This window comes from Nocardioides massiliensis (assembly GCF_030811215.1).
Taxonomy (GTDB): domain Bacteria; phylum Actinomycetota; class Actinomycetes; order Propionibacteriales; family Nocardioidaceae; genus Nocardioides_A; species Nocardioides_A massiliensis.
This window is the reverse complement of sequence record NZ_JAUSQM010000001.1, coordinates 3,209,719-3,235,031: the sequence shown is the minus strand read 5'-3', so window position 1 is coordinate 3,235,031 and position 25,313 is coordinate 3,209,719. Positions and strand designations below refer to the sequence as shown.

The 25,313-nt window shown below is 70.5% G+C and carries 26 protein-coding genes; 12 read left to right on the top strand and 14 right to left on the bottom strand.

Annotated features, from left to right (window positions below; translation table 11 throughout):
• Positions 1–12: 12 nt before the first annotated feature.
• Positions 13–1,698 (bottom strand): ribonuclease J, encoded by a 1,686-nt coding sequence (locus tag J2S59_RS16055; RefSeq protein WP_068116906.1) that lies wholly within the window; start codon positions 1,696–1,698, stop codon positions 13–15.
• Positions 1,699–1,793: 95 nt separating this feature from the next.
• Between J2S59_RS16055 and J2S59_RS16050 the strand changes: the two genes are divergently transcribed.
• The gene (locus J2S59_RS16050; protein ID WP_068116908.1) at positions 1,794–2,015 is read left to right on the top strand and encodes a hypothetical protein; all 222 of its coding nucleotides are present in this window, start codon (positions 1,794–1,796) and stop codon (positions 2,013–2,015) included.
• 15 nt (positions 2,016–2,030) lie between these two features.
• Here the strand turns inward: J2S59_RS16050 and J2S59_RS16045 are convergent, their stop codons facing one another.
• The 3 genes from J2S59_RS16045 to J2S59_RS16035 form a co-directional block, all read right to left on the bottom strand.
• Positions 2,031–2,294 (bottom strand): hypothetical protein, encoded by a 264-nt coding sequence (locus J2S59_RS16045; protein WP_181641493.1) that lies wholly within the window; start codon positions 2,292–2,294, stop codon positions 2,031–2,033.
• A gap of 71 nt (positions 2,295–2,365) precedes the next feature.
• Entirely contained in the window at positions 2,366–2,875 is a 510-nt protein-coding gene (locus J2S59_RS16040) for a VOC family protein (protein WP_068116915.1), read from the bottom strand.
• A 44-nt stretch (positions 2,876–2,919) separates the two neighbouring features.
• The gene (locus J2S59_RS16035) at positions 2,920–3,495 is read right to left on the bottom strand and encodes an NADPH-dependent F420 reductase (protein ID WP_068116917.1); all 576 of its coding nucleotides are present in this window, start codon (positions 3,493–3,495) and stop codon (positions 2,920–2,922) included.
• 150 nt (positions 3,496–3,645) lie between these two features.
• Between J2S59_RS16035 and J2S59_RS16030 the strand changes: the two genes are divergently transcribed.
• Positions 3,646–4,620 carry an ERCC4 domain-containing protein gene (locus J2S59_RS16030; RefSeq protein ID WP_068116921.1) on the top strand — a complete coding sequence of 325 codons (975 nt, stop codon included), beginning with the start codon at positions 3,646–3,648 and terminating at the stop codon, positions 4,618–4,620.
• Between the two features lie 4 nt (positions 4,621–4,624).
• Here J2S59_RS16030 and J2S59_RS16025 read toward each other — a convergent pair whose 3' ends face one another.
• The 3 genes from J2S59_RS16025 to J2S59_RS16015 form a co-directional block, all read right to left on the bottom strand.
• Positions 4,625–5,158, bottom strand: a complete 534-nt coding sequence (locus J2S59_RS16025) for a hypothetical protein (RefSeq protein WP_068116923.1) — start codon at positions 5,156–5,158, stop codon at positions 4,625–4,627.
• Positions 5,151–5,654: a hypothetical protein gene (locus tag J2S59_RS16020; protein ID WP_306825287.1), complete on the bottom strand. Its 504-nt coding sequence runs from the start codon at positions 5,652–5,654 to the stop codon at positions 5,151–5,153. The genes J2S59_RS16025 and J2S59_RS16020 overlap by 8 nt, the downstream gene beginning before the upstream one ends.
• Positions 5,655–5,717: 63 nt before the next feature.
• The gene (locus tag J2S59_RS16015) at positions 5,718–6,284 is read right to left on the bottom strand and encodes a hypothetical protein (RefSeq protein ID WP_068116926.1); all 567 of its coding nucleotides are present in this window, start codon (positions 6,282–6,284) and stop codon (positions 5,718–5,720) included.
• A 271-nt stretch (positions 6,285–6,555) separates the two neighbouring features.
• Here J2S59_RS16015 and J2S59_RS16010 point away from each other — a divergent pair, with 271 nt between their 5' ends.
• From J2S59_RS16010 to J2S59_RS15990, 5 genes are all read left to right on the top strand, one after another.
• Entirely contained in the window at positions 6,556–6,936 is a 381-nt protein-coding gene (locus J2S59_RS16010; protein WP_181642040.1) for a response regulator transcription factor, read from the top strand.
• 30 nt (positions 6,937–6,966) lie between these two features.
• Positions 6,967–9,822, top strand: a complete 2,856-nt coding sequence (locus tag J2S59_RS16005) for a DEAD/DEAH box helicase family protein (protein WP_306825286.1) — start codon at positions 6,967–6,969, stop codon at positions 9,820–9,822.
• A 148-nt stretch (positions 9,823–9,970) separates the two neighbouring features.
• Entirely contained in the window at positions 9,971–11,104 is a 1,134-nt protein-coding gene (locus J2S59_RS16000; protein ID WP_068124463.1) for a hypothetical protein, read from the top strand.
• Positions 11,105–11,158: 54 nt separating this feature from the next.
• Positions 11,159–11,392, top strand: a complete 234-nt coding sequence (locus tag J2S59_RS15995; protein WP_068124464.1) for a hypothetical protein — start codon at positions 11,159–11,161, stop codon at positions 11,390–11,392.
• Between the two features lie 46 nt (positions 11,393–11,438).
• On the top strand, positions 11,439–11,819 hold the full coding sequence (locus J2S59_RS15990; protein WP_068124466.1) for a PIN domain-containing protein: 381 nt from the start codon (positions 11,439–11,441) through the stop codon (positions 11,817–11,819).
• Between the two features lie 14 nt (positions 11,820–11,833).
• On the opposite strand, the gene J2S59_RS15985 is transcribed toward J2S59_RS15990, so the two are convergent.
• Genes J2S59_RS15985 through J2S59_RS15975 form a run of 3 tightly spaced genes read right to left on the bottom strand, consistent with a single transcriptional unit; the run spans position 11,834 to position 14,522 of the window.
• On the bottom strand, positions 11,834–12,100 hold the full coding sequence (locus tag J2S59_RS15985) for a hypothetical protein (RefSeq protein WP_068124468.1): 267 nt from the start codon (positions 12,098–12,100) through the stop codon (positions 11,834–11,836).
• Positions 12,097–13,107, bottom strand: a complete 1,011-nt coding sequence (locus J2S59_RS15980; protein ID WP_220138604.1) for a hemolysin family protein — start codon at positions 13,105–13,107, stop codon at positions 12,097–12,099. Before J2S59_RS15980 ends, J2S59_RS15985 begins: the two co-directional genes overlap by 4 nt.
• Positions 13,104–14,522, bottom strand: a complete 1,419-nt coding sequence (locus tag J2S59_RS15975; protein ID WP_068124470.1) for a hemolysin family protein — start codon at positions 14,520–14,522, stop codon at positions 13,104–13,106. Before J2S59_RS15975 ends, J2S59_RS15980 begins: the two co-directional genes overlap by 4 nt.
• A 185-nt stretch (positions 14,523–14,707) precedes the next feature.
• Between J2S59_RS15975 and J2S59_RS15970 the strand changes: the two genes are divergently transcribed.
• The 5 genes from J2S59_RS15970 to rlmC all read left to right on the top strand — a co-directional run bounded on the left by J2S59_RS15970 (position 14,708) and on the right by rlmC (position 20,266).
• Entirely contained in the window at positions 14,708–15,727 is a 1,020-nt protein-coding gene (locus tag J2S59_RS15970) for an LLM class flavin-dependent oxidoreductase (protein WP_068124472.1), read from the top strand.
• A 121-nt stretch (positions 15,728–15,848) separates the two neighbouring features.
• On the top strand, positions 15,849–16,205 hold the full coding sequence (locus J2S59_RS15965; RefSeq protein WP_068124475.1) for a DUF2695 domain-containing protein: 357 nt from the start codon (positions 15,849–15,851) through the stop codon (positions 16,203–16,205).
• Between the two features lie 45 nt (positions 16,206–16,250).
• Positions 16,251–17,810 (top strand): HNH endonuclease signature motif containing protein, encoded by a 1,560-nt coding sequence (locus J2S59_RS15960; RefSeq protein ID WP_306825285.1) that lies wholly within the window; start codon positions 16,251–16,253, stop codon positions 17,808–17,810.
• Positions 17,811–17,822: 12 nt separating this feature from the next.
• Positions 17,823–19,103 (top strand): IS1096 element passenger TnpR family protein, encoded by a 1,281-nt coding sequence (locus J2S59_RS15955; RefSeq protein WP_306825284.1) that lies wholly within the window; start codon positions 17,823–17,825, stop codon positions 19,101–19,103.
• Positions 19,100–20,266: a 23S rRNA (uracil(747)-C(5))-methyltransferase RlmC gene (gene rlmC, locus J2S59_RS15950; RefSeq protein WP_246360117.1), complete on the top strand. Its 1,167-nt coding sequence runs from the start codon at positions 19,100–19,102 to the stop codon at positions 20,264–20,266. The genes J2S59_RS15955 and rlmC overlap by 4 nt, the downstream gene beginning before the upstream one ends.
• 9 nt (positions 20,267–20,275) lie before the next feature.
• Here the strand turns inward: rlmC and J2S59_RS15945 are convergent, their stop codons facing one another.
• From J2S59_RS15945 to J2S59_RS15930, 4 genes are read right to left on the bottom strand one after another with little or no spacing between them, the layout of a single operon-like run.
• A complete protein-coding gene (locus J2S59_RS15945; RefSeq protein WP_068117345.1) occupies positions 20,276–20,581 on the bottom strand; it encodes a hypothetical protein in 306 nt (101 codons plus the stop codon).
• 59 nt (positions 20,582–20,640) lie between these two features.
• The gene (locus J2S59_RS15940) at positions 20,641–22,989 is read right to left on the bottom strand and encodes a DUF6351 family protein (RefSeq protein ID WP_068117344.1); all 2,349 of its coding nucleotides are present in this window, start codon (positions 22,987–22,989) and stop codon (positions 20,641–20,643) included.
• Positions 22,990–23,028: 39 nt separating this feature from the next.
• Positions 23,029–24,807, bottom strand: a complete 1,779-nt coding sequence (locus tag J2S59_RS15935) for a DUF429 domain-containing protein (protein WP_306825283.1) — start codon at positions 24,805–24,807, stop codon at positions 23,029–23,031.
• Positions 24,808–24,812: 5 nt separating this feature from the next.
• Positions 24,813–25,292, bottom strand: coding sequence for a DedA family protein (locus tag J2S59_RS15930; RefSeq protein WP_181641800.1), 480 nt, complete (start codon positions 25,290–25,292; stop codon positions 24,813–24,815).
• Positions 25,293–25,313: the final 21 nt, after the last annotated feature.

Below are 25,313 nucleotides of genomic sequence, written 5' to 3'. Positions count from 1 at the left end.
GTCAACGCGCGCTCAGGCGTCGACGACGATGGTGATGATCATCGGGCTGCGGCGGAACTTCTTGTAGGCCCAGCGTCCGAGCTCGCGCGTGATCATCTGCTCGAGCTGGTGGACCTCGCCGATGCTCTCGGCGGCTGCGCGCGCCAGCGTCTTCTCGATCACCGGTACGGCGCCCTGGAACGTCGAGGCGTCGTGGACGAACCCGCGGACCATGAAGTCGGGCTCCTCGGCCAGCTTGCCGGTGTCGGCGTCGACGAGCGCGAGCACGGTGACGACGCCCTCCTCGGCGAGCGTGCGCCGGTCCTTCAGCGTCGTCTCGGTCGCACCGCCGACGGTCTGCGCGTCGACGTACACGTTGCCGGCGGGGACCTTGCCGGTGATCTTGGCGCGGCCCTTGACCAGGTCGACGACGACGCCGTCCTCGGCGAGCACGACGCGGTCGGCCTCGACGCCCGTGCGGATCGCGAGGTCGGCGTTGGCCTGCAGGTGGCGCCACTCGCCGTGGATCGGCATGACGTTGGAGGGGCGGACGATGTTGTAGCAGTAGACGAGCTCGCCGGCGCTGGCGTGGCCGGAGACGTGGACCTGGGCGTTGCCCTTGTGGACGACCTTGGCGCCCCAGCGGGTGAGCCCGTTGATCACGTTGGAGATGGCGTTCTCGTTGCCGGGGATGACCGAGCTCGCCATGAGCACGGTGTCGCCTTCGCCGATGCGGATCTTGTGCTCGCGGTTGGCCATCCGCGACAGCGCCGCCAGCGGCTCACCCTGCGAGCCGGTGCAGACGATCGCCACCTTCTTGGGCGACATCTTCTCGAGCTGGTCGAACGGGACGACGAGACCCTCGGGGTACTTCAGATAGCCCAGGTCGCGGGCGACGCCCATGTTGCGCACCATCGAGCGACCGACGAAGGAGACCTTGCGCCCGTGCGCCTGCGCGGCGTCCAGGACCTGCTGGATGCGGTGCACGTGGCTGGCGAAGCTGGAGACGATGACGCGGCGTGGCGCCGTACGGAAGACGGTCTCGATCGCGGGCACGAGGTCGCGCTCGGACATGGTGAAGCCCGGGACCTCGGCGTTCGTCGAGTCCGTCATGAACAGGTCGACGCCCTCCTCACCGAGCCGGGCGAAGCCGCGAAGGTCGGTGATGCGTTCGTCGAGGGGGAACTGGTCCATCTTGAAGTCGCCGGTGTGGAGCACCAGGCCGGCCTTCGTGCGGATCGCCACCGCGAGACCGTCGGGGATCGAGTGGTTGACCGCGAGGAACTCGAGGTCGAACGGCCCGAAGGACGCGCGGTCGCCCTCCTTGACGTGGTTGAGCACCGGCTTGATGCGGTGCTCCTTGAGCTTGGCCTCGATGAGGGCCAGCGTCAGCTGGGAGCCGATCACGGGGATGTCGGCGCGCTCGCGCAGCAGGTAGGGAACCCCGCCGATGTGGTCCTCGTGACCGTGGGTCAGGACGACGCCGACGATCGAGTCGAGGCGGTCCCGGATCCAGGTGAAGTCGGGGAGGATCACGTCGATGCCGGGCTGGTGCTCCTCGGGGAAGAGGACGCCGCAGTCGACGATCAGCAGCTTGCCGTTGTGCTCGAAGACGGTCATGTTGCGCCCGATCTCGCCGAGTCCGCCGAGCCCGACGATCCGGAGCCCGTCGTTCGGGAGCTTCGGGGGCGACTTCAACTCGGGATGGGGATGGGTCACGGATGCCACGCTATCCGAGCCCCGGCCCACGCCGCGCCGCGGGACTTCGTCACAGAACTCCCCGTCGCGACCGGTGGGGGCGCATACTTGAAGTGATGACCACTTCACGCAGGACCCCGCGCCGTACATTTGCCAGCAGCCCGTTCCGTCCCGAGCCGGAGCGGGTCGTCGAGCAGTACGCCCCCGGCGACATGGTCTCGCACGACATCCACGGCATGGGCACGGTCGTCGCCGTCGACGCGCACGCCGCCACGGTGAACTTCGGAGCCCAGACGCTGCGGGTCAACAGCCCGTTCGCGAAGATGGAGAAGCTCTGACGCAGTGACCACCGCTCATGAGTAGCGGTGGCTCTTGCTCGCGTGGCCGCTCTCCCGGGTGCACGTACGCCCGTTGATGGACCGGTGGCCGCACAGCCCGGTCTCCCGGCCGTCGGGAACGAGGCCCGCAGGCGGGGCAGGCGCGGCCGGCGCGGTCTCAGCGGGTCGGGACGCCCGCGGCTTCGCTGGGGGAGTGCTCTTCGGCGACGTACGCGATCGAGCCGCGGCTGCCTCGTAGCGGGCTTCGCGCATCGCGCGCTGGGCGTCCAACTTGCTCATCGTCGCTTCACCGGCCCGATGCTAGGGCCCGGTCCGCGCGCCCACCGACAGGCGCGCCGGACCGCCCCGGGTCAGGGCGCCGGGACCGGGACGAGCTCGGCCGCGGTGCCGACGCCCGCCCACCGCCGCACTTCGCCGGGCAGGTCGAGGCGATCGATGGGAGCGGCGTTCTCGTAGGCGCCCCACTCCTCCTTCGGCAGCATCCACATCACCTCGAACTCGTTGCCGTCCGGGTCCTTGGCGTAGACGCTCTTGGTGGCGCCGTGGCTGGACTCGCCGGTGTAGGCGTCGAGGTTGGCCAGCGTAGTGCGCGCCTGTTCGAGCTCCTCGATCGTGTCGACCTGCCAGGCCAGGTGATACAGGCCGATCGCGCCGCGGGGACGCGGGGGCTGGGCGCCGACCCCGAACAGTCCCAGGTCGTGGTGATTCCCGGAGCGCGGCAGCCGCAGGAAGGCGGCGTTGGCCCGCGGCTCCTGCGCGACGACCTCCATGCCGAAGGCGTCCTGGTAGAAGGCGAGACTGCGTTCCAGGTCGGCCACGAACAGCACGGCGTGGTTGAGGCGTACGGCGTTGACGGTCATGACGGTGTCCTCCTTCGAGGTACGGGTGGGTGGGGGAGCGTCGGTCAGACGACGACCGCGAAGCCGCCGGTCCAGGAGACCTTCTCGCTGGCGCCCAAGGTGAGCTGCAGGAAGCCGATGGCTTCAAGCTCGCGAGCGCGCTTGAGCGAGCCGGCGTCGATCGCCCGGAGGCCACCACCGGTGACGATGTCGGCGAGCGTCGCCTTGGCGTTGGCGTCGTCGCCTGCGATCAGGACGGTCGTGGTGTTGTCGCCGACCGCGCCGGAGGCGAGGGTGGCGGCGAAGGTGGTGTTGAACGCCTTGAGCACCTTCGAGTCAGGCAGCGCAGACGCGACCTCGGCGGCGGCGGAGCCGTCCGCGGGGACGAGGAGGGAGTCGAAGGTCTCGAAGTCGAGCGGGTTGCTGATGTCGACGACGACCTTGCCCTTGAGCTCGTCGCCGCGCTCGGCGATGACCGAACGGATCGCACCGTAGGGGATCGCCAGGACGACGACGTCCCCGGTCACCGCGGTGCCCTTGTCGTCCTCGCCGATGAGCTGAACGGTGTGGGGGCCCTTGCCAGCGATACCGGCGATCGCCTGGCCCATGTTGCCGGTGCCGATGATGGAGACGTGTGCCATGAGAATCACTCCTGCAGCTCAATAGTTGATGCGCCAAGTAACAGCATGGCCCGTTAAGGTTGTTCCGTCAACTATCGTCAAGGTCGTGTGACAGGCGGCACGCAGTGCGCGGGCCGATCCCCGTACCTGCGCCATCGCTACGGTGAACCCGTGCCTGCGGACTTCGTGATCGCCCGCAACCCGGATGCGGACTCGACGCTGCCCTACCTGCTCCGGATCCCGCTGGGGGAGCAGGGCGTGCTGCTGAAGGCCAAGGAGATGTGGCCGCGTACGGCGAAGGTGTACTGCCACCGCGTCGAGGAGTGGCCCGACGACGCCGAGATCGTGCAACGCGTGCGGACCCGCAGCTGTGTGCGGCGAGGCGCAGCGATCGACCTCGTCCTCGAACGCGGGCGGGAGAACCGCTCGCAGTTCGTGATGACCTTCGTGCGCGGCCGCCAGGTGATCTTCTGGCAGAGCGCGCGCACCACCAAGCAGGCGCGCCCGCGCGTGAAGCCGCCCACGGCACGGGCCTCTGGTGTCGCCGACCTCGAGATCGTCATCGACTCCCGCGAGCGGTACGGCTACTCGTTCGCCGACCGGCAGGTCACCACGGTGCGGGACCGGCTCGACGCCGGTGACTACGCCGTACGCCGACACGGGACGGTGCTCGCCGCCGTCGAGCGCAAGAGTCTGGCGGACCTGGTCTCGTCGCTGACGACGGGCACGCTGAAGTACCAGCTCACCGAGCTCGCCAGCATCGCGCGCGCAGCAGTGGTGGTGGAGGACCGTTACTCCGCTGTCTTCAAGCTCGACCATGTGCGGCCGGCGGTCGTCGCCGACGGGATCGCGGAGTGCCAGGTTGCGTTCCCCGGCGTGCCGATCGTGTTCTGCGAGACCCGCAAGCTCGCGCAGGAGTGGACCTACCGGTTCCTCGCTGCGGCCCATGCGGCGGCCGACGTCGAGGGCGGCGCTACTCGGCTCGTCGCGGACTTGGCGACTCCGCCGCCGCTGGCTCCCGCGCCACCGAGTCCGGCCGAGGTCCGAGCCTGGGCATTGGTGAACGGGTACGACGTCTCCGACCGCGGCCGCGTCCCGGCTCGACTCGTCGAGGCGTTCGTCGCGGCGCGGGAAGGGACGCGATGAGGAATCAGGGCTGACTCTGCTTGCGCTGTCGCTTCTCGTCCCTCTCCTGCTTGTGCTCGACCATCGCCTGAACGAGCTCCCGGGAGACCATTCGTGCGGCCTCGCGCTGCTCCTCCTCGGTCGGTTGCGGGCCGAGGCTGTCGTAGAGCATGAGGAGCACGGCGAAAGCCAGCCCGGCCGTGGTGCCGAGGAGCGTGGCGTGGAGGTCGAGGCCGGACGTGATGGCCCATGCCCCGGCGGAACCGAGGACCGGTGGCACGACGCCACCGAGATGACGACGGAGACGGGCGTGAGGATCCTGCGCGCGCCGGGCGATCAAGAATCCCACCAGGGCCTCGCCGATCCAATAGAACGCGAGCATGGCGAGAAGCTCCCACGGAGCGAGCGAGTCCCGACCGTCTAGCCACCAGGTAGGGACAGCGATCGCCGCGTAGAACGGCAGGTAGACGGCGCCGATCATCAGCCGCACGATGATGGAGAGGTAGGCAACCAAGCCTTGGACCTGGGTCCGGCAGACCTGGGGCTGCTCGTCAGCCATCCCCGTTCCGCTTCGCGTCGGGCATCATCAGGGTCCTGATCGCCTTCTCGTTCTCCGCTTCTCTCTCGGCGGGATCTGACGGACGGTGCCGGGCCCCAATCAGGCGATGGATCCACGAGGAGCAGGCATAGACAACGCCAGCGACGATGCCTGCCAGCGCGGCACGAGCGGTGAACCCACCGACCAACCACCAGGCGAGCATCGACCCCCCGACCTGGCCTGCAACCGTTGCGAAGCGGCGAAACGAAGGGGAGCTGCGACGGTGTTCCCGGCTCCACAAGATCGGCATGGTGATCAGGGGCTCGAGTGCCCAGAACACAATCACCAACCCGATGAACTGTGCTCCGTCGACCACATCTCGAGCTACGAGAAGCCATACGGCCGCGGCCCCGAGGGCGTAAATCGGGAGCGTGACGAGCCCGAGTCCGAGCATCGCGATCATTTCGAGATAGCGGACTGATGGGTTTGATTTCGACGTTGAAGGTGTTCTTCCCATGACACGTGCCTTCCCGAGAGGTGTCGTGTGGCAGCAGCCTATGACTTTGGGACCGCCAGGGATCTAAAGAATGCACTCGTTGAGGAAGTCGCCGGCGCCCAGCACTGCCCCCATCACTTCGGCCGCATCCGGGCCCAGCATCTTGGCGAATGTGCCTGATCTGATCGCCTCAACGATTTCTGCGACGGTGCGGAATATCCTGAAGGCCTGGCGAGCGACGCTGGCGACCTTGGCGATCGGGACCGCGTACTCCGCGACAAACCGCGCAAGCGCGATCGCACAGAACCAAAAGCTGGCGACAGCGTGATAGCCGTCCTTCGGTGCGATACGCCGGTGGAGCGACGCGTTGATCGCGCGTGCCGCACGCTTCTTCCACCGCTTGGTCTGCTTCGGCTTCTGGCGCCGCAGCTTGGACTTCTGCACACCGGCGAGTGCCTTGACGGCGACGCGCACGGCGCGCGGTTTCGTCGGCGTCGACGACGTGCTGACGAGGGTTACTGCCGAGGTCGATGACGGCACCGCGGGCGATGACGGCGTGACGGTGACCGACGGTGCGGGCGCGGGCGCGAGCGTGGCGACGAGGGCGCCGGTCGCGAAGGCGACGGTGGCGAGCTTGAGGCGGAGGTGCATGGGACGTCCTTCCCGAGACTGCGCTGGAATGCGCGAGGAAGGCGCCATGCTGTTGCGCTCGGACGGCGAGGCGGGGGTGGCGACGTACCCCTGGGGACGAGATGGGTGGATCACGGGTCTGGGGACGAAGAGTGGTCACGGCGTTCCGCGGAACCTTTACCTCCACCTTCTGGCGCGCGTTCGCCTGGTCGGGGCGCACGGTGGGGCCTGAGCCCTACAGCTCGGGGTCGGCGGACCGGCCGTCGACGCGGGCACGGAGGAGGCCGCGGCCATGGGAAGAATCTGGAACGGGCTGGCACGGGACACGCGGACGGTGATCTTGTCTGTCGTCGCCAGCTCACTGGTGGTGGGTGTGCCGACGACGGCAGTGGTCGTCGCCACCAACTCCGACAAGGTCGACGGCAAGCACGCAGTGGGCGCCAAGGCCGGCCTCGCGAAGCGTGCGCGCAAGCTCGTGGCGACGAACGCCAGGGGCCCGTTGACTGCCAACATCGTCGCCGAGGGCCGTGCCAACGGCGACGTCGCGGCGGAACTGTTCGTCAGCGAGGCGACGGTGAAGACGCACCTGCGCCACGTGTACGACAAGCTCGGCGTGTCCGACCGCGCGGGAGCCGTCTCGGCGGCGTACCGCAAGGGCCTGCTGGGCCGGTAGCGGCCGCCCTACTGCTGGCACGATGTGCCCATGTCCGCGCCCGAGCCGCCTCCGCTGCGCCGTCATCAGCGCGAGGCACGCGAAGCGCTCGCCCGATTGTGGGATGCCGGGGGCGACCGCGCGTGGGTGGTGCTCCCACCTGGGGCTGGCAAGACCCTCGTCGGACTGCTCGAGGCGCGCGACCACCTGCGCACGCACGCCCACGGCCACGTCGTGGTGCTCGGGCCCAACACCGCGATCGTCAACCAGTGGCTGGGCAGCGCCGGCGAGCTGGGGTTGGAGGCCGGGCGCGAGCGCGACCTGTCCGCACCGTTCACGGCGACCACCTACCAGTCGTTGGCGGTCTTCGACCCCGACGCGGAGGTCGACGAGGACGGTGAGGAAGGAGCGGAGTCCGGGCGGGAGCGAGGCCAGCTCATCGACCGGTTGCACCCCAACGGGCGCGCGCTCATCGACGCACTGGCCAGCACCGAGGAGCTCCTCGTGGTGCTCGACGAGTGCCACCACCTGCTCGAGGTGTGGGGGCGGCTGCTCGCGGACGTCCTTGCGCTGCTCCCGCACGCGCGGGTCCTGGGCCTGACCGCCACCCCGCCGGAGGCATTGAGCCAGGACCAGGCGGCGCTCGTGCGCGAGCTGTTCGGCGAGGTCGCCTACGCCACGACGATCCCGGCGGTGGTGCGCGAGGGCGACCTGGCTCCGTTCGCCGAGCTCGCCTATCTCGTCGAGCCGACCCCGATCGAGGACGAGTGGCTCGGCCAGGAGTCCCTGCGGTTCCGCGAGCTCACGACCCGGCTGCTGGACCCGGCGTACGGCTCGATCAGCTTCCAGGCATGGCTGCACGCGCGGTTCGTCGCACCGGTGCCGCAGGTGCGCACCTGGGCCTCGATGCTGCGTGAGGAGCCGGATCTCGCCGCGGCGGCGCTGCGCATGCACCACGACGGCATGCTCGAGCTGCCGACCGGCGCGCGCCCGGCGGAGGAGCACCGACGCCCGCCCGAGGCCGAGGACTGGGTGCTGCTGATCTCCGACTGGGTGACCCAGCACCTGGTCGCCTCCGAGGACCCGGTCGACGCCGCGATCGTGGAGGACGTACGCCGTGCCCTGCCGGCGGTGGGCTACCAGCTCACCAAGCGCGGCATCCGGCGCGGGCGGACGCCGACCGACCGGGTGCTGGCGCGGTCGGAGGCCAAGACCCACGCGGCTGCCGACATCATCGCCGCGGAGGGGGTGGCGCTGGGTGACCGGCTGCGGCAGCTGGTGCTGTGTGACCACGAGCGGGCGTCGGCGACCCTGCCGGTCTCGCTCGACGGGGTCCTCGCACCGCAGGCCGGATCGGCGGTGGCCGTGCTCGACACGCTCCTGCGCGACCCGCGGACCGACTGGCTCGCGCCGGTCCTCGTCACGGGGCGGACCATCGCCGGCAGCCCGCTGACGATGGAGGCCCTGCGCACCGACGTCGCCCGCACCGCCCCCGATCTCGCCGCCGAGCTGAGCATCGAGGCACTGCCCGGCGCGACGGGTGCGGTCCAGCTCGTCGGACCCCGGTGGCGGGCACGGCACTGGGTGGGTCCAGTGACACGGTTCTTCGAGGACGGCGGTTCGCGCATCCTCATCGGCACCCGCGCCCTGCTCGGCGAGGGATGGAACGCGCGCCGCATCACCGGTCTGGTCGACCTCACCTCGGCCACGTCCACCACCGCGGTCGTGCAGACCCGCGGACGGGCGCTGCGCATCGACCCGGCCTGGCCCGACAAGGTCGCGATCACCTGGTCGGTGGTGTGCGTGAGCGCCGCGCACCCGCGTGGCGACCAGGACTGGAAGCGGCTGGTCCGCAAGCACCACGGGTTCTTCGGCGTCGACGAGGAGGGGGTGATCGCCGACGGAGTGGCGCACCTCGATGCCACGTTCTCGCCGTACTTCCCCCCAGCCGTCTCCGCGATCCCCGACATCAACGCGCGGATGACGGCGCGTGCCGCCGACCGCGACGCGATCCGCGCCGCGTGGCGGGTGGGGGAGCCCTACGAGGGGCGCACGGCGGTCGCGGTGCGGGTGCGGCGGCGTACCTCCGGCGCACTCATGCCGCTCACCGCCACGTCCCTCGTGCCGCAGGTGGTGGTCCACCAGGACCACGTCGAGCTCTCTGCTGAGGCGACGCCGCCCGTGACGAAGGCGCGGCGCCGTGTCGGGACGGCGGGTGCCGTCGGCACCATCGCGGCGATGGTCCTGGCCTCCTCCGGCGCCCTGAGTGACCCTGTGGCCGCGACAGTGCTCGGCGTGGTGGTGCTGGTGAGCATCCTGGGTTTCCTGACGGCGTGGGTGCGCGAAGGCCGGGCCCGTTCGGCGTACCTGCGTGAGCTCGCGTCCGCCGTCGCGGACCCGCCGAGCCTGGAGGCCATCGCCCGGGCCGTGGCGGGTGCGCTTCGGATCACCGGCCAGGTGAGCAAGGGCGGCGAGGCGGTCGACGTGCAGGTCGACGCCGGCGGCGACCACCGCGTCGTGCTGAGCGGGGTCAGCGAGGAGGAGTCCGCACTCTTCGCCACCAGTCTCGACGAGGCCCTCGCGCCGATCCAGATCCCGCGCTACGTCGTCGCGCGCCACCGGGTCTCGGGTGTCGTGCGGGTGCCCGCGGTCGTCTGGAGGGCCGACCTCGAACCACGCGTGCAACGCATGCTGCGGCCCGACCACACCACGTGGTTCGCCGTACCGACCGCGCTCGGGACCAACATCGAGCGAGCACGGGTGTACGGCGTGACCTGGCAGCGCTACGTCGGGGGTGACCCGGACCCGGTGTTCACGGGCTCGCCCGAGGGGGCGGGGGTGCTCGCCGCGCAGGCGGGGGCGGACCCCCTGGACGTCACGACGGTGATGCGGCGCCAATGGGAGTGAAGCGGAGCAAGGCGGGTCGACGTTGTCCACAGGTCGACGGCGCCCGGTAGCGGGAATGCGTTCATCGCATCGACGCTGAGGCATGGCCAAGTCTCGGAAAAACCGCCGTCCCCGCCGCCCCTCGTGCGCGAGCCGCGTCCCGCGACCCATGCTCACCGACACCGACCGCGCGGCACTGGTCGCGGTCGCCGATGCCGAAGCGCGCGGCGACATCGACGAGGCGGCCGCACTGGCATCCTCGGTCCTACTGCTTGCGGGTTCGCTGCATGCGGACCGGCTCCGGCAGCTTGCCTGGCTGGGCGACGAGGCTCCGGGTTGGATGTGGTCGCGCTGGATGACCTTGCAAGTGCGTCGCCCGCTGTGGAGTGACGTCCCCGAGAGATCCTTGGGGACGCCCGAGTTCGAGCGCACCATCGAGGTCGCCTACCCCGACGGCGTACCGGTCGATCGGATGAACGGGTGGCCACCAGAGATCTTCGTGCCGATGATGTTCGAGCGCGACTGGGTACTGCGCCAGCTCACGGTCTATGACAGTGGGGCGCTCGCTGACTTCGTCGCCCACCGTGCCGGCGAGCGGTTGCTCAGGCGCGCCGATGCACCGGCCGAGTGGGCCGTCGCGCCGATGGGCGGGTACCGCCTCGACGCGCGGTGGAAGGACACCCTCCGGGTGACGGATCTCGCGACCGGCGAGCGGCACGACGTCCTGGACCTGGGTGCGGCGTACGAACAGCCGCCGGGCCAGCACGTCCTCAGCCGGCTCGTCCCGACGTCGGCCGGTCCGGGGACGATGTTCGAGTGGCGCCCGCTTCCCGTCGACGTCCGCACCGCGCAGCGGGTCGCGGATGCGCCGGATGCGTGGACCGATGTCGTCGGTGAGCACGCGCGCGACGGGTTGTTGCCCGACATGTTCTCCCTCATGGACGACGACACCGAGCTCCTCGCGGACCTGCCGCTGCATACCTGGCTGGCTGGCGTTGACTCCGCGGACATCGAAGGCCTTCCGCAGAGCGAAGATGGTGAGATCGCCTGGACGGACGTCGCCGCCGTGGCCCTCGAACGAGTGCTGTTTGCAAGTCCGCACGTCGTGACCATGCTGACCGACATCCGTCCAGCCCTGTGGGCGCTGGTCCTGCGCCCCGATCTCGAACCCCATATCCGCACCCACTTGTCGGGCCCGGCGTTCGACCCCGGCTGGCGCGCGCTCGCCAGCCTTTTGCCCGAGCCGGCCCGGACCGTCTGCTTGCGGTACGCCGAGCCGTTCCCCACGCAGTGCGCAGGCTGACCAGCCGTGTCGCGCGACAGGGGGAGCGCTTCGCGCCGGCGGTATGATTATGGTATGACCGTGAAGATCGCCGTGAGCCTGCCGGATGCGGTCGTCGCGCAGGCCCGCGCAGCTGTCGCGGAGGGGCGGGCCGCCTCGTTCTCGGCGTACGTCGCAAAAGCACTCGAGCAGTACGGCCGAACGCAGGCGCTCGCTGACCTCCTCGATGAGTGGGACCGCGAGCTCGGCGCACCGGGTGCGGACGAGGTCGCTTGGGCCGACGAGGTGCTGGCGAGCACCGAGGCATGAGCACGTGCCATGAGCACGGAGCCATGAGGGCCATGAGAACCGGGCCATGAGCGCCGGGCTGACGCTCGATGCCGGTGCGCTGATCGCGGTCGAGCGCGGCAACGGTCGGATCCGGGCTCTTCTCCGGGCAGCCGCCGAGAGGAGCCTCCCGGTGGTGGTCCCGGCGGGTGTCGTCGCGCAGGTATGGCGCGGCGGGCCGCGGCAAGCAAGGCTGGCGACGCTTCTCGCGTCCGCCGACGTATCCGTCGTGGAGCTCGACGGACCTGCTGCTCGCGCAGTCGGAGTCTTGTGCGGACGCGTCGGTCAGTCCGACGTAGTCGACGGGCACGTCGCCCTGGTCGCCCGGCAGCGACGACACATCGTCGTCACGTCGGATCCCGCCGACATCGCCGCCTTCGACCCGAGCCTGCCGATCGCGGTCGTGTGAGGCTGAATAGTCCGTCAGCCCATCCGCGTCGCGGCCATGACGATCGCGGTGACCGCCAGCCCACCGACCCCGAGCAGCAGGCCCGTGATGGCCTCACCACCGTTGGTGGCGACGAAGCGGTCGGCGCGTTGCATGCCGACCCAGCCGGCCACGATCGCGACGAGCGCGGTCGGGACCGACACGAACTCCCCCACGAACGGGAAGAACGCGAACGCCAGGGCGAGGAGACCGGTCGACAGCGCCAACGCTCCTGCGCCGTTGCGTGGCCGGTCGTCGCTCACCGCACGGCTGCGGTCGGCAGCAGTCGCTCGAGCACGTCGGTGAGCGTGACCACGCCGTGTCCCTCGGGGGAGGTGACGAGGACCAGGTGGTTGCGGGTCTCCCGCATCGTCGCCAGTGCGGCGTACACCGGGGTGTCGGCCGCGATCTCCAGCACCGGCCGGGCGAACGCGCGGGCCGCGGTGCCGGGCTCTTGGTCGAGCGTGTCGCGCACGTGGACGACGTCGGTGACAGCTCCACCGTCGGCGAGCAGGATCCGCAGGTGGCCGGTGGTGCGGGCGGAGTCCTGGACGGCCTCGATCGGCGCGTCCGACGGCACCGCCGCCAAGGGCTGGTCGAGACGCACCAGGTCGGCGAGGGTCAGCTCGGCCAGGTCGATCGCCTCGGTCATCTGCGTGGAGAAGCTCGCGTCGAGCGCGCCGACGTTGGCGGAGTGCTCCACCAGCTGGCGCAGGTCGGCCGCCGTCTGGCTGGTCATCACGCTGTCCTGCGGCTCGACGCCGACACGGCGCAGGCACCAGTTGGCCGCTTCGTTGAGGAAGCGGAGCAGGGGACGCGTGAGCCACATGAAGGCGCGCATAGGGAGGGCGAGGACTGTCGCGGCGGTCTCGGGGTGCGCGATCGCCCAGGACTTCGGCGCCATCTCACCGATCACGAGGTGCAGGAACGCCACCACGATCAGCGCCAGCATGAAGCCGCCGGCGTCAGCGACCCATGCCGGCCCGCCGAGATCGGCGATGAGCGGCGTGAGGGCGTGCTTGACCGCAGGCTTGGTGATCGCGCCCAGCGCGAGGGCGCAGGCGGTGATGCCGAGCTGGCAGCCAGCCAGCAAGACGGTGAGCTCGTTGTAGGAGCGCAGCGCTGCACGCGCCGAACGGCTGTCGCCGGCACGCTCCTCGAGCCGGTGCCGACGTACGGCGAGGAGGGCGAACTCGGCGGCCACGAAGAACGCGCTGAGGACGATGAGGAGCGTGGTCACGACCATGACCGCGAGCGGGTTGCCGGTCACGACTGTGCCTCCTCGGCGTGGGTGGCGTCGGCCGCGGTGGTGTCCCTGGTCGAGGTGTTGGCCGCGGACCCGAGGCGCACCCGGACGAGCGCGGGCACGTGCCGCTCGATCTCGAGCACCTCGAGCAGGAGCGCCTCGGGCTCGGGGCCTTCGTCCTCGGCCAGGAGTGCGGGATCGAGCGGGAGCTCGAGCACCACCTCGGTGCCGATGTCGGGCAGGGCGCCGTACAGCTCGGTGACCAGTCCGCCGAGGGTCTCGCTCTCGCTGTCGGGGAGCTCGCGGTCGATGCTGCGACCGACCTCGTCGAGGTGGACGTCGCCGGGCATCTCCCACACGGTCGCGTCAGAAGTGAGGACCACCGGCTCGAAGTCTTCCTCGGGGTCGTGCTCGTCGGTGATCTCGCCGACGAGCTCCTCCGCCAGGTCCTCTACGGTCAGGACGCCGGCCAGGCCGCCGTACTCATCGAGCACGCACGCCAGCTGGCTGCTGGCCGAGGTCAGCAGGTCGAGCGCGTCCGGGAGGCTCATCGTGGTGGGCACGAGGACCGGTGGGCGCATGAGGGTGGAGACCGGGGCGTCGTCGGTGTGGGTGCCGCCGAGGACGTCCTGCAGGTGGACGACACCGAGGATCTCCTCGTCGTCGTCGAGGACGGGGTAGCGCGAGTGCCCGGTGCTCATGAGAGCGCGCACGGACCCGATCGATACCTCTGGACGGACCACGTCGACGCGCGAGCGCGGGATCATCGCGTGCTCGACGTCCTCGTCGGGGAAGTCGATGAGCCGGTCGAGGAGCAAGGACAGCTCTGCCGGGAGCTCGCCGCTGTCGCGGGAGCCGGCGACGATGTGCTCCAGGTCCCGGCGCGTGGCCGAGTGCTCGACATCGTGGACGGGCTCCATGCCGAACGCCCTCAGCAGCAGGTTGGAGGCCTGGTCGAAGATCTTGATCAGCCAGCCGAAGACCGCCAGATAGATCGTGGTGGAGGCCGCCAGGCTGACGGCCACCGGCTCGGGGCGGGCGATGGCCAGGTTCTTGGGGAACAGCTCGCCGAACAGCATCTGCACGAAGGTCGACAGCAGCAGCGCGGCGACGGTGCCGATGGCCACGCCGACCCCGCTCGGGACGCCGACGCCACCCAGCGCGGTGCTGAGCGACTGCCCGATAAGCGGCTCGGCGACGAAGCCCACCAGGAGCGCGGTGACGGTGATGCCGAGCTGCGCGCCGGACAGCATGAACGACGTACGCCGGGTGACGGCCAGAGCACGGGCCGCGGCGGTGTCACCCGCGGAGGCCCGGGCCTTCAGCCGCGACCGGTCGACCGCCATGTAGGCGAACTCCTGGGCGACGAAGTAGCCCGTGGCGACGGTGATCGCCAGCACGACGAGCAGTCCGAGGAGGAGCGTGAGCGCCCACATCATCGGGCTCCGAGGCGACTCAGGCGTTGGTGATCAGGCGCAGTGGAACGACAACTGTCGCTTTCCATTCGGGGGTGGGTCTCCTCAGGGCGGGCCGCCCGGGTGGCGACTCGATGCGCATATCTTGCCAGCACACCCGAAAACCCGTGAACCGGAACATCCCCCGCCCGATCTTGGTTGAAGGTTGCATGAAGAAGATCGGGTTCCTGTCCTTCGGCCATTGGTCGGCGTCGCCGCACTCGAAGACGCGGTCGGCGTCGGACGTGCTGCTGCAGTCCATCGACCTGGCGGTCGCTGCCGAGGAGGTCGGGGCCGACGGTGCGTACTTCCGCGTGCACCACTTCGCCCAGCAGCTGGCCTCGCCGTTCCCGCTGCTCGCCGCGGTGGGTGCGCGCACAAGCCGGATCGACATCGGTACGGGCGTCATCGACATGAGGTACGAGAACCCCCTCTACATGGCCGAGGACGCCGGCGCCGCCGACCTGATCGCCGGCGGTCGTCTGCAGCTCGGCATCAGCCGCGGATCACCGGAGCAGGTCGTCGACGGGTTCCGCTACTTCGGCTACGCCCCGCCCGAGGGTCAGGACTCCGCCGACATGGCGCGCGAACACACACGGATCTTCCGCCAGGTGATCGAGGGCAAGGGGTTCGCCGAGCCCAGCCCGACCCCGATGTTCCCCAACCCGCCCGGCCTGCTGCGCGTCGAGCCGCATTCCGAGGGGCTGCAGCGGCGCATCTGGTGGGGCGCCGGCTCACGGGCGACCGCGCAATGGGCGGCGGAGGAGGGCATGCACCTCATGAGCTCCACCCTGCTCACCGAGGACACCGGCGTGCCGTTCCACCAGCTCCAGGCCGAGCAGATCCAGCTCTTCCGCGACACCTGGAAGGCCGCGGGTCACGACTTCGAGCCGCAGGTCTCGGTCAGCCGCAGCATCTTCCCGATCGTCAGCGACGCCGACCGGGCGTACTTCGGCCACGAGTCCACCGGCAGCGACCAGGTCGGCATGCTCGAGGGTGGTCGCGCCCGCTTCGGCAAGACGTACGCCGGCGAGCCCGAGCAGCTGGTCAAGGACCTCGCCGAGGACGAGGCCATCGCCGCTGCCGACACCCTGCTCCTCACGGTCCCGAACCAGCTGGGCGTCGACTACAACGCCCACGTCCTCGAGTCCGTGCTCACCCACCTCGCGCCGGAGCTCGGCTGGCGCTGAGAGAGGCACGGGATACGCCACGCACCCTGACCAGCCGGATCGGGGTGCGTGGCGTATCACGACGTTGACTGTCGGTGCCGAGGTGTGGAGTTGTTCCACGGACAACTCTCGGGGAGGCACCATGAGCGACAAGTCGATCGCGGCCGCAGCGGAGGAGGAGCTTCGCCAGCTCGCCCAGGACTGGACGGAGCCGAGGCAGGGGGAGTGCGTGCTCTGCTTCGTCGCGCGCATGCTCGATGCCTGGGGATGCGACGAGACGTTGCGGTTCGCCGAGCGCTACCGCGTCCGTCGAGCACCCCGCGCGAGTGCGCTGCTGCGACGGTTCGAGGACGTCGGGGGCTTCTGCGACTGCGAGATCTTTCTCAACGGCTACGTTGTGGTCGATCCCTTCGGTGTCGGCCTTCCCGCGTGCCTGGGCGTGAGCCGTGGATCGACTCAACCATGCGGCTCCTGGACGCGCCGCGTGCGTGGTCGTTGACCTGCGTCGAGCCGGACTGTCGGTAGGCCCTGGGAGACTTTGAGCATGCTCGATCGAGGCGATCTGGAGAACTTCGGCAAGGCCGAAGTGTGGGAAGCCATGCGCGCTTCCCGGGCCCGGGTCCAGCGCGAGCAGACCGATGAGCTCCTCCTCGCCGCGCACCTCGCTGGCCTGTACGAGGGCCACCAGATCATGGCCGATCACGCCGCGTTCAAGCACGAGCCGGAGCGGATGGTGGCGCTCGCGGGCGAGGGCGCGCCGATCGTGAGTGAGTACGCCGCCAGCGAGCTCTCCGGTCACCTACGGATGCCGCTGCAGTCCGCACGGCAACTCCTGGGCGATGCGATCGAGATCGCCCACCGCCTCCCGCGGCTGTGGGCGCGGATGGTGGAGGGCAAGACCGAGGCGTGGCGGGTGCGGGCCGTGGCCAAGGAGACCCGCAAGCTGTCCTTCGAGGCCGCGTCGTGGGTGGATGCGCAGCTGACGCATCGGTTGCAGAAGCGCAAGCCCAACAACGCCGCCCCCGAACTGGTCGACGAGGCGATCCGCCGGTTCGACGCCGAGCTCTTCGCCCGACGCGAGGAACGTCGCCAGGACGGCCGCGGCGTGTGGCTCGACCCCGACACCTGCCAAGGCCTGTTGCGTGGGGTGCACATGAACCTCGACGCCCCCGACGCCGAACTGCTCGACCAGACCCTCGACACCATCGCCGCAGGGCTGAAGGCCGCCGGCGACACCGACGACCACCAAGCCCGTCGCGCCAAAGCGGTCGGGACCCTGCTCGACCCGCAACTGGCGATGGACTTCCTCAACGGCACCCTGCCCGACACCAGTTCGGGCGGGACCACGAAGACGAAGTCGCCAGGCACAACGACCCGAGTCGCGAACATCTACATCCACTGCACCCTCGCCGACCTCGCGATCATGACCAGCCGTGGCATCGACCACGGCGCGAGCATCGAGAAGCTGGGACCCATCACCCTCGCGCGGCTCAGCGAATGGTTGACCCGCCCCGGCGGCGTCGGCTCCGGACGCATCAACGTCCGGCCGGTGATCGACACCAACACCGACCAGGCCGTGGATCAGCACGACCCGCCGGCGTGGATGCGCGAGGCGATGATCCTGCGCGACGAGGTCTGCGTGTTCCCCGGCTGCACCACCACCGCCAGAGCCTGCGATGCCGACCACATCGAGCCCTACGTCCCGCTCGAGGACGGCGGCCCACCCGGCCAGACGTCACTGGCGAACCTGGCTCCGCTCTGCCGTTCGCATCACCGGCTCAAGACCCACATGGGGTGGACCTACCAACGCCGCCGCGACGGGACCTATGCGTGGCGTGACCGGTGGGGGCGGTCCGTCAGGGACGGTGACGCATCGGATCTCGACTCCGCTCGATCAACAAAGACGTTCGCTCGATCGACAAAGACCTCAGTCATCGAGATGTATCTGCACGACTTCCTCATCGAGTACGTCGGCGGCACCGACCCGCCGACCTCGCGATCCCGCCCCGTCGCCTGCGCGGGTCTCGACAGGCTCGACCAACGAGGACCCGCGCGGGCGTACTGCCCTGTCCACAGGGCGAAAACGCGGATCCGCACGGTCTGATTCGATGCCGCCATGGACGAGATCGATCGCGTTCGAGACGCAGAGGTCATCAGTCTCTTCGCACGCGCACCGGCCCGCAGATCCCGCCGGCGACCCACGCCGACGGCCGACGCGTGGGCCGACCGATCCCAGTCGAACCGGCACCCGTCGGAGGTGCACGGCTTCCGGCTCCGCGTCGATGTCGGCCTCGACGACGAGCCCCCGGTGTGGCGGGAACTGGTCGTGCGCGGGGATGTCCCGTGCGACCGGCTGCACCGGGCCATCGGAGCAGCGTTCGGTCGTAAGGGAGGGCATCGCTACCGACTGCACCTCGGAGCGGACCCCAGGGCTCCTCGGTTGCTACGGCCGTCGGAGGAGCAGTTCATCGGACTGGCCGGAAGGATTCAGTCGGACGTTCGGCTCGACGAGCTTGTGGCGCGGCCGGGTGACGAGCTGTGCCACGTGGAGGAGGGCTACGACGACCTCGTCGACGTGTGTTCGATCAGCGTGGTCGCCGTGCTCGATGTCCCGACGGTCCCGGTGGAACTGGTGGGCGGGGCAAGGCTCGAGTACCGGCGCTGGGGGGAACCCGACTCACTCGAGGCATTCGATCTCGGTGCGGCGCGCGTGCGGGTGCGGGCCATCGATCGGCTGGGGTCTCTCGCGTGGCGGTGCCAGGAGTACCTCAGGTGGGCGACCCGGGAGTGCCCGACCGCGCAGCGATTGATCGCTGACCTCGACCGCGTCCCGGCCCAGCCCAGCGCAGCCGATATCGCGTCGGCGGGTGTTCCTTGGGTGAGGGTGCTGGGCGGTCTGACGGAAGGCGCCGAGATCGATGAGCACAAGCGACTGTCGCCGACGATGGTCGGCCGGGTCGCGGAGGGTGCTGGCCTTCCACCGGCGCGGGTTGAAGGTCTGATCCGTACCGTGGTCGCCGCCGGTCTGATGAAGATCCAACGTCGTCGCCTCGAGCTGACCCGTGCCGGGCAGGCCGTCGTCGAGAACCCGCCAGCCCTCCTCCCGCACCTCTGTGAGCGCCTCGCTCTCGGTCGTTCGCGACGCGATCGTTCGACCGGGTGGGCCACGGTCCTGGTGGTCGCCTCCGGCGGCGCGCCCGAGCAGTGGGAGCAGCGCGTGGGTGACCTGTTGCTCGAGCGCTGGCCGCCGTCGCGGTTCCGTCGATCGCAGCCGGACCCCGACCCGCGTTCGCCGACCTTGGACGCCTTCGAGATCCTCGGAGGCATGTGGTTCCCCGGTCACGGCACACCTGGTGTCGCCCAGCACATCGCGCGCAGGGCGCTCGGACTCCTGTGAGCACTCCCGCGTTGAGCGCTGCCGAGCTCGCCCTGCCCTGTCACCACTACGCCGCGGGGCGCTGCCGGTCGTGCACGTGGCTGGAGACGCCGTACGCCGCCCAGCTCCGGACGAAGCAGGAGCACGCCGAAGGCGTCCTGCTGCAGTGGCGGGAGATCGACTGGCTCCCGCCCCAGGTCAGCCCGGCCGGTGGGTTCCGCAACAAGGCGAAGCTCGTCGTCACCGGGACGAGCGAGCAGCCGGTGCTGGGGATCTGGAACCCCGTCACCGGTGGGGTCGACCTGCGCGACTGCCCGCTGCACGACGCCGGCATCACCGCAGCGTTGCCGACCCTGGCCGAGCTCGTCGCGCGGGCGCGGCTCACGCCGTACGACATCGAGGCGCGTCGCGGGGAGCTCAAGCACCTGCTGGTGACCATCTCGCCCGACGGCGAGCTCATGGTGCGGTTCGTGCTGCGCAGCACCGAGGCAGTGCCGCGGCTGCGCAAGCACCTGGCCTGGCTCACCGAGCAGCTCCCGCAGGTGCGCGTCGTGTCGGTGAACCTCCAACCGGAGCCGAAGGCCGTGATCGAGGGTCCCGAGGAGGACGTGCTCACCGACCAGGCGACGCTGCCGATGCGGCTGGGCGCGGTGACGCTGCACCTGCGCCCGCAGAGCTTCTTCCAGACCAACACGGCGGTGGCGCAGGCGCTCTATGCGCGAGCCCGGAGCTGGGTCGACGAGCTCGCGCCGAGCAGCCTGTGGGACCTCTACTGCGGGGTGGGCGGGTTCGCGCTGCACCTCGCCGGCGAGGGGCGCGAGGCGGTGGGTGTCGAGATCAGCGCCGAGGCGGTGCGCAGTGCCGCCCACAGCGCAGCCGAGGCCGGGGTGACGGCGGAGTTCATCGCCGCCGACGCGACCGCGCACGTCCTCGCCCAGGACCCCGCCGCGGCCCCCGACCTGGTCGTGGTCAACCCACCCCGCAGGGGGATCGGCACCGACCTGGCCGGGTGGCTCGAGCGAGCGCGGACGCCGTACGTCGTCTACTCCAGCTGCAACGTCGACACGCTGCGTCGCGACCTGGAGACGATGCCGTCACTGGCGCCGGTGCGTGCGCAGGTGCTCGACATGTTTCCCCACACCGCGCACACCGAGGTGCTGACGCTGCTCGTGCGCCGCACCTGAGAATCGGTCCTAGCTGGTGGACTCGACCTCTTCCCACTCGGTGTCCTGCAGGAACTGCGCGGCGGCGAGCAACAGCTGCGCGGCGGTCTCGGGGTCGAGGTTGGAGATCGACAGCTTCAGGCCGAAGTCGGTGTCGTTGTCGAGGCCCCACTCGTCGTCGACCGCTGGGGTCTCGCTGTGGTCGACGAACTCGAGGTTGATGCCGGCGTGGTCGTCGCCGCCGAAGGGCATGACCTGCAGGTTCTCCACGAAGCGGACGGCGATGCCGACGCTGACGTCCTCGGAGTCCTCGGATTGGCCGTTGTTCTGCGTCATCGCGTGTGCTCCCGAAGGTTGTGGTCAGGTACCAGCCCGACGCTACCGGGCGCGCACACTCACCGACGCAGGGCCTCGGCGAAGTTCACGCTGGACCAACCGCGCGCATCCCAGCTGCGTGCCCGCGGCAGCTTCCGTCCGCCGTACGCCGCCCCGCCACGCTTGCCGGCGTAGGTCAGCCACGTCGTGGTCGGCCCCTGGCCGACCCCCGGTTTGCCCCAGTCGCACACCCCGCCCGCGAAGACCGCACCCAACCGGTCCCACTGGCCGCTGGTGAGCCCCAACCCCAGGAAGGTCGCGTCCCCACGACGCAGCGGCCGCTTGCGACAGGCGACGTTGTCGTTGGCGACCGGTCCGCCGGCCTCCTGACGCGGCGTGCTCAGGTTGGTCTGGACCAGGTTCATCAACGGCAGTGTGCACAGCGCGGCCGCGCCGGTCGGCAGCACGCACCGGTCGCGCAGTCCCCGCGGCTTGTTGGTCACGATCTTGCGGGCGAGCGGGATCGTGTTGGGGTCGGCCTCGACCTCCTCGAGCCACTCGTCCATCTTCACGAACGCCTCGCGCGCCCAGGTCAGGTCGCCGATCAACGGCACCGCCCCGAACCACATCACCCGGTTGCCGGTGTGGCCCTGCGCACGCTTGAGGCGCTCGTGCGCCCAGAACGCGTGCGCATAGTCGTGCGCCAGCCCCGGGTCCGGCCCCCCGTGGTTGATGATCGCGACCTCGGACATGTTGGTCATCTCGTTGATCAGCCCGGTCCGGTAGGCCCGCCGGATCGCCGCCCGGTTGCCGCGCGTGCGCCGGTCCGTGCGCTGGGAGTCGACGTCGAGCCCACCGATCTTGGCGTTGAGGTCGAGGAAGTGCTCCGGGGTGATGAGACCCGACCGCAGGGCGTTCAAGCCGTACATGATCCCGGTGTTGCTGAACGGAATGCCGCCGAAGCCGCGCCCTGCCCGCTTCTCCGCCGGCGTCCACGTGGCCTTCGGACGCGGCCCCAGCTGGTTGATCATCAGGTCCAGCACGGAGCAGCGGACGCCGCCCGGGTTGCGCGTCGGGTGGTAGCGCGTCGACGGGTCGCCCGTGACGGTCGCGACGGTGCCGGGACAGTCGTCCTGCGGGTTGAGCGCCGACTTGAACAGACCCTCGTCCGCCACGATCGCGTTGAGGTGGGTCAGGTGCCCCTCGACTGCGGCCATCTGGTGCGGCAGCCAGACCACGCCGGGACGCCACCGGGCCGGGCTCTCGAAGTACTGGCGCAGCAGGTGGTAGTCGGCGAACTGCGCGCCGGCCGTCAGCACGTCGGGGTAGGAGCAGGTGGTGATGAGGCCCTGGTAGATCCCCGGGTAGGCGTTGGCGGTGGTCTGCTGCGCGATCGAGCCGCCGGAGCAGCCCGTGCCGATCGTGTAGCGCAGTTCGCCGTACCGCTCGACGACGCGCTCCTTGGCCATCATCACGGCCTCCGCGTTGAGCACGGCGTTGCAGTTGTGTCCGGTGTTGGCCAGCGCCGCCGACATGACGGCGAAGCCGCGACCCAGCGCGGTGACATAGCTGTTCTCCACCGGCGAGACCGGGATCGCGTCGAAGGTGCCGGCGTAGTCGGCCAGCGGCGGCTCGTCCGGGCCGTGCGAGGCTCCACACCCGCCGCCGTGGGTCACCAGCAGCTTGCGGTTCCACTGCTTCTGCGGCGCCCACGGCCGCCACTTCTTGCCGGGCTGCCACAACGTGAGGATCGTGTAGCGGTCGCGGTTCTGGAAGCCCTCCTCCTGACGGACGATGAAGGGCACCCGCACGCCGCGGTCGGTGGTCGTGGTGGCGACGTCGCGCGGGGGGCGCTTGCGGTCGTAGGGGTGCAGCCCGAGCCGCAGCGGGTTGCTCGACTTGTAGAGCAGCTTGTAGGTCGCTGGCTGGTGGCAGCGGGCGGTGCGGGCGCCCTCCTGACACCGGTAGTGGCGCGTCTGCGGTCCGCTGAAGACCGGCCCCCCGCTGCGGTGGTTGACAACCACCTGGCGCGCGGCGTGCCCGGGAGCCCGCGCGGTGAGGACGGTCCGCCCCAGCCGCAGCCCCCGGACCAGGCCGACGTAGCGACCGTCGCGGCGTACGGCGAAGCGCTGCGTGACGTTGCGCTTGCCGGCCCGGACCCGGACCTGGCGCGGGCGCACGCCGCGGGGGAGCTCCACCTCGACCAGCGCGTCGCCGCCGGAGATCAGGTCCGGACGGTTGGACAGCACCCGGATGCGCATCGGCCCCTCCGTGCGCACGACCCCGCCACCCCGGGGCACCTCACCCGTCACGGACCCGTAGACCGGGCGGGCGGTCGCCGAGGAGGCGCCGAGGGGGACGAGCAGCGCGGCCACGAGCACGACAGCGAGCGCGACGGCGGACGGGGCGAGCGAGCGGGAGCCAGGCACGTCAGGCCCAACGACGGACCACCCGGGCGGTGACGGCGGTCACGTGATCCGGGCGTGCCGCTCCCGCAGAAGGTCGCGGCGGTCCCCGTTGCCGCTGAGCCCGACGTACTGCTCCCCGAACAACGCCAGCAGCGCGTCGTCGAGCCGGCGTACGGCGCGCGAGGGGTGCTTGTAGCCCAGGCGTACGTCGAGCGCTGCGTGGTCGACCGTCTCGAGCAGCACGGCGAGCTCGTCGAGGGACGTCACCCCGAGCTCCAGCAGCAGCCGGGCCATCCAGTCGTAGTGGTCCGAGCGGGACCAGCCGGCGTCGGGGTAGCGGCTCGTGAGGAAGGTCGCCAGCTCCTGCCCGCTGATCCGCGGGTCGTTGGGGTCGGTGTCGGTGTCGCTGTCGCCGACGCTCGACTGGATCCGTTCACGGATCGCGGAGAACTCCTTGTCGGCGAGCTCGATGAGGCCGGCGGCGAGCGTGAAGCGCCGGTCCAGGTCGGGCGCGTCCGCCTCGGGCACCGTGCCCTTGTAGCGGATGTCGTGCTCGAACTCCGCCCACGCGTGCTGCAGCACCGTGCGCACCTGCACCGACGCGGCGCCGCACGGCACGTCGGTATAGGGAGCGACATCGGGGAGCGCCAGCAGCAGGTGCCGTGACGAGTATCCGAACCGCCCCTCGCTGGCAGTCTCGAGCCCGAGGTCCCGGTCGTCGAGGATCCGGTGGTGCTCGGCGAGCAGGTCGACCACCGCGTCCACGTCGTCGGTGACGTAAGTGACGACCCGGACCCCGAGCTGGTCGGTGATCTCGGTGAGCGGGTCGGCGTAGAGCGGCACCCCGTCGACGGTGCGCGAGGCCTTGGCGGCGAAGGACGTCAGCGACTTCGCGCGTCCGCTCACGGTCAGGTAGTTGACGCCTGCGTCGTCGAGCAGCCCGGTGATGGCCGCAGCCATCGCGTCGGTCGCCTCCCGGATGCGGGGGAGCGCGTCGACGAAGCCGCGCAGTGCCGCGGACACGGGTGCGACCGGGTCGGGCGCGCTCTCCCGCGCCGACCGCGAGGCCGGGAGGAGATCGACGGGGAGCGTCGGGGTCACGATCGCGCCGGTGGTCGCGTCGCCGTACGTCGTCACGGCGTCCGGCCGTCGGGTGGCGAACAGCGCGACGTAGGCACACAGGACAGCGTCGACCTGGTCCTCGATGCGGCGCAGCTCGCTCTTGCGTCCGGCGTCCTCCACTGCCGCACGCAGGTCGTCCCAGCCGCTGTCGTCGCCACCCCTGTCGTCGAGGACCAGCGGCGGGTCGGCGGTCGCGAGCCCCTCCATCAGACCGATCAGTCGCAGCAGCTCCGCCTGCAGGAGCGTGAAGGAGCGCCCGGTCTTGTGCTTGTACTTGATCGTGCGGTCGAGCCGGAACAGCGCGACCGTCGCGGGGTGCGGGTAGACCTCGATCGCCCGGCGCGGCGCTGCGGATGCCGGGTCGATGTCGAGCCCGAGCCGCGCGGCGAGCGTCCCGCCGCGGGGCGGGTCGAACTCCGGACGGCCGCGGTTGACCGGGTGGGCGCCGGCGTCGAAGGCGCGGAAGTCGCGGTTGAGCGCCGCCTCCGCGGGCCGGTTGCCGTCGGGGTTCGTGACGACCAGAGGCGCGTCGACCGCGACCACGCACGGGCCCTCGACGTACGGCGCGAGCGCGGCCGTGATCGCGTCGTCGCCGACTGCCGCCGAGACGTGGACGAGCCGGCCGCTCTCGTCGAGCACGGCGATGCCGGTGGGGCGGGTGGTGCCCCAGGCCAGGTCGAGGCCGATGAAGTACGGCGGGGGAGTCGGGTGGCTCACGCGCCTCAGTCTGCCCGTCCGGCGAGCCGGTCGCGGCGGCGCCGCAGCACGAGGTTGACGACGACCACCACGACCACGGCCGCCACAGCGCTCACGAGGACCCAGCGGTCCACCCGACCCCAGACGGTGTGCAGCACCGCCAGGCCGACGGTGGTGTAGAGCGTGGCCCAGATGAGCGCACCCACCGCGAGCGCAGGGACGTAGTAGCGGCCCGGCATCCGCAGCGCCCCGGCGGTCAGGTGGATCGCCGTCTGCAGCCCGACCGTCAGGAAGCTCAGCGGCACCGCGACCGGTCCCAGCCGGCGCACGAGGCGTTCGGCGTACTGCAGGGTCGGAGAGGGCGTGCGCGACTGCTCGCTGCTCGCCCGACGCCGTGAACCCCAGTGCCGGACACCGCGCCCGATGAGGTACGTCGCCCCGGCGCGGCAGAATCCGAGGACGGTCAGGAAGGCGAACGCGAGCGCCACCGGCCATCCGTCGGTCATGCACCCATTCTTCCGGGTTGT

Excerpts from the sequence above, each read along its gene's own strand:
- J2S59_RS16050 (WP_068116908.1), top strand. The coding sequence starts at position 1,794 with ATGACCACTTCACGCAGGACCCCGCGCCGTACATTTGCCAGCAGCCCG.
- J2S59_RS16045 (WP_181641493.1), bottom strand. The coding sequence starts at position 2,294 with ATGAGCAAGTTGGACGCCCAGCGCGCGATGCGCGAAGCCCGCTACGAG.
- J2S59_RS16040 (WP_068116915.1), bottom strand. The coding sequence starts at position 2,875 with ATGACCGTCAACGCCGTACGCCTCAACCACGCCGTGCTGTTCGTGGCC.
- J2S59_RS16035 (WP_068116917.1), bottom strand. The coding sequence starts at position 3,495 with ATGGCACACGTCTCCATCATCGGCACCGGCAACATGGGCCAGGCGATC.
- J2S59_RS16025 (WP_068116923.1), bottom strand. The coding sequence starts at position 5,158 with ATGGCTGACGAGCAGCCCCAGGTCTGCCGGACCCAGGTCCAAGGCTTG.
- J2S59_RS16020 (WP_306825287.1), bottom strand. The coding sequence starts at position 5,654 with ATGGGAAGAACACCTTCAACGTCGAAATCAAACCCATCAGTCCGCTAT.
- J2S59_RS16015 (WP_068116926.1), bottom strand. The coding sequence starts at position 6,284 with ATGCACCTCCGCCTCAAGCTCGCCACCGTCGCCTTCGCGACCGGCGCC.
- J2S59_RS16010 (WP_181642040.1), top strand. The coding sequence starts at position 6,556 with ATGGGAAGAATCTGGAACGGGCTGGCACGGGACACGCGGACGGTGATC.
- J2S59_RS16005 (WP_306825286.1), top strand. The coding sequence starts at position 6,967 with ATGTCCGCGCCCGAGCCGCCTCCGCTGCGCCGTCATCAGCGCGAGGCA.
- J2S59_RS16000 (WP_068124463.1), top strand. The coding sequence starts at position 9,971 with ATGCTCACCGACACCGACCGCGCGGCACTGGTCGCGGTCGCCGATGCC.
- J2S59_RS15995 (WP_068124464.1), top strand. The coding sequence starts at position 11,159 with ATGACCGTGAAGATCGCCGTGAGCCTGCCGGATGCGGTCGTCGCGCAG.
- J2S59_RS15990 (WP_068124466.1), top strand. The coding sequence starts at position 11,439 with ATGAGCGCCGGGCTGACGCTCGATGCCGGTGCGCTGATCGCGGTCGAG.
- J2S59_RS15975 (WP_068124470.1), bottom strand. The coding sequence starts at position 14,522 with ATGATGTGGGCGCTCACGCTCCTCCTCGGACTGCTCGTCGTGCTGGCG.
- J2S59_RS15970 (WP_068124472.1), top strand. The coding sequence starts at position 14,708 with ATGAAGAAGATCGGGTTCCTGTCCTTCGGCCATTGGTCGGCGTCGCCG.
- J2S59_RS15965 (WP_068124475.1), top strand. The coding sequence starts at position 15,849 with ATGAGCGACAAGTCGATCGCGGCCGCAGCGGAGGAGGAGCTTCGCCAG.
- J2S59_RS15960 (WP_306825285.1), top strand. The coding sequence starts at position 16,251 with ATGCTCGATCGAGGCGATCTGGAGAACTTCGGCAAGGCCGAAGTGTGG.
- J2S59_RS15955 (WP_306825284.1), top strand. The coding sequence starts at position 17,823 with ATGGACGAGATCGATCGCGTTCGAGACGCAGAGGTCATCAGTCTCTTC.
- J2S59_RS15945 (WP_068117345.1), bottom strand. The coding sequence starts at position 20,581 with ATGACGCAGAACAACGGCCAATCCGAGGACTCCGAGGACGTCAGCGTC.
- J2S59_RS15930 (WP_181641800.1), bottom strand. The coding sequence starts at position 25,292 with ATGACCGACGGATGGCCGGTGGCGCTCGCGTTCGCCTTCCTGACCGTC.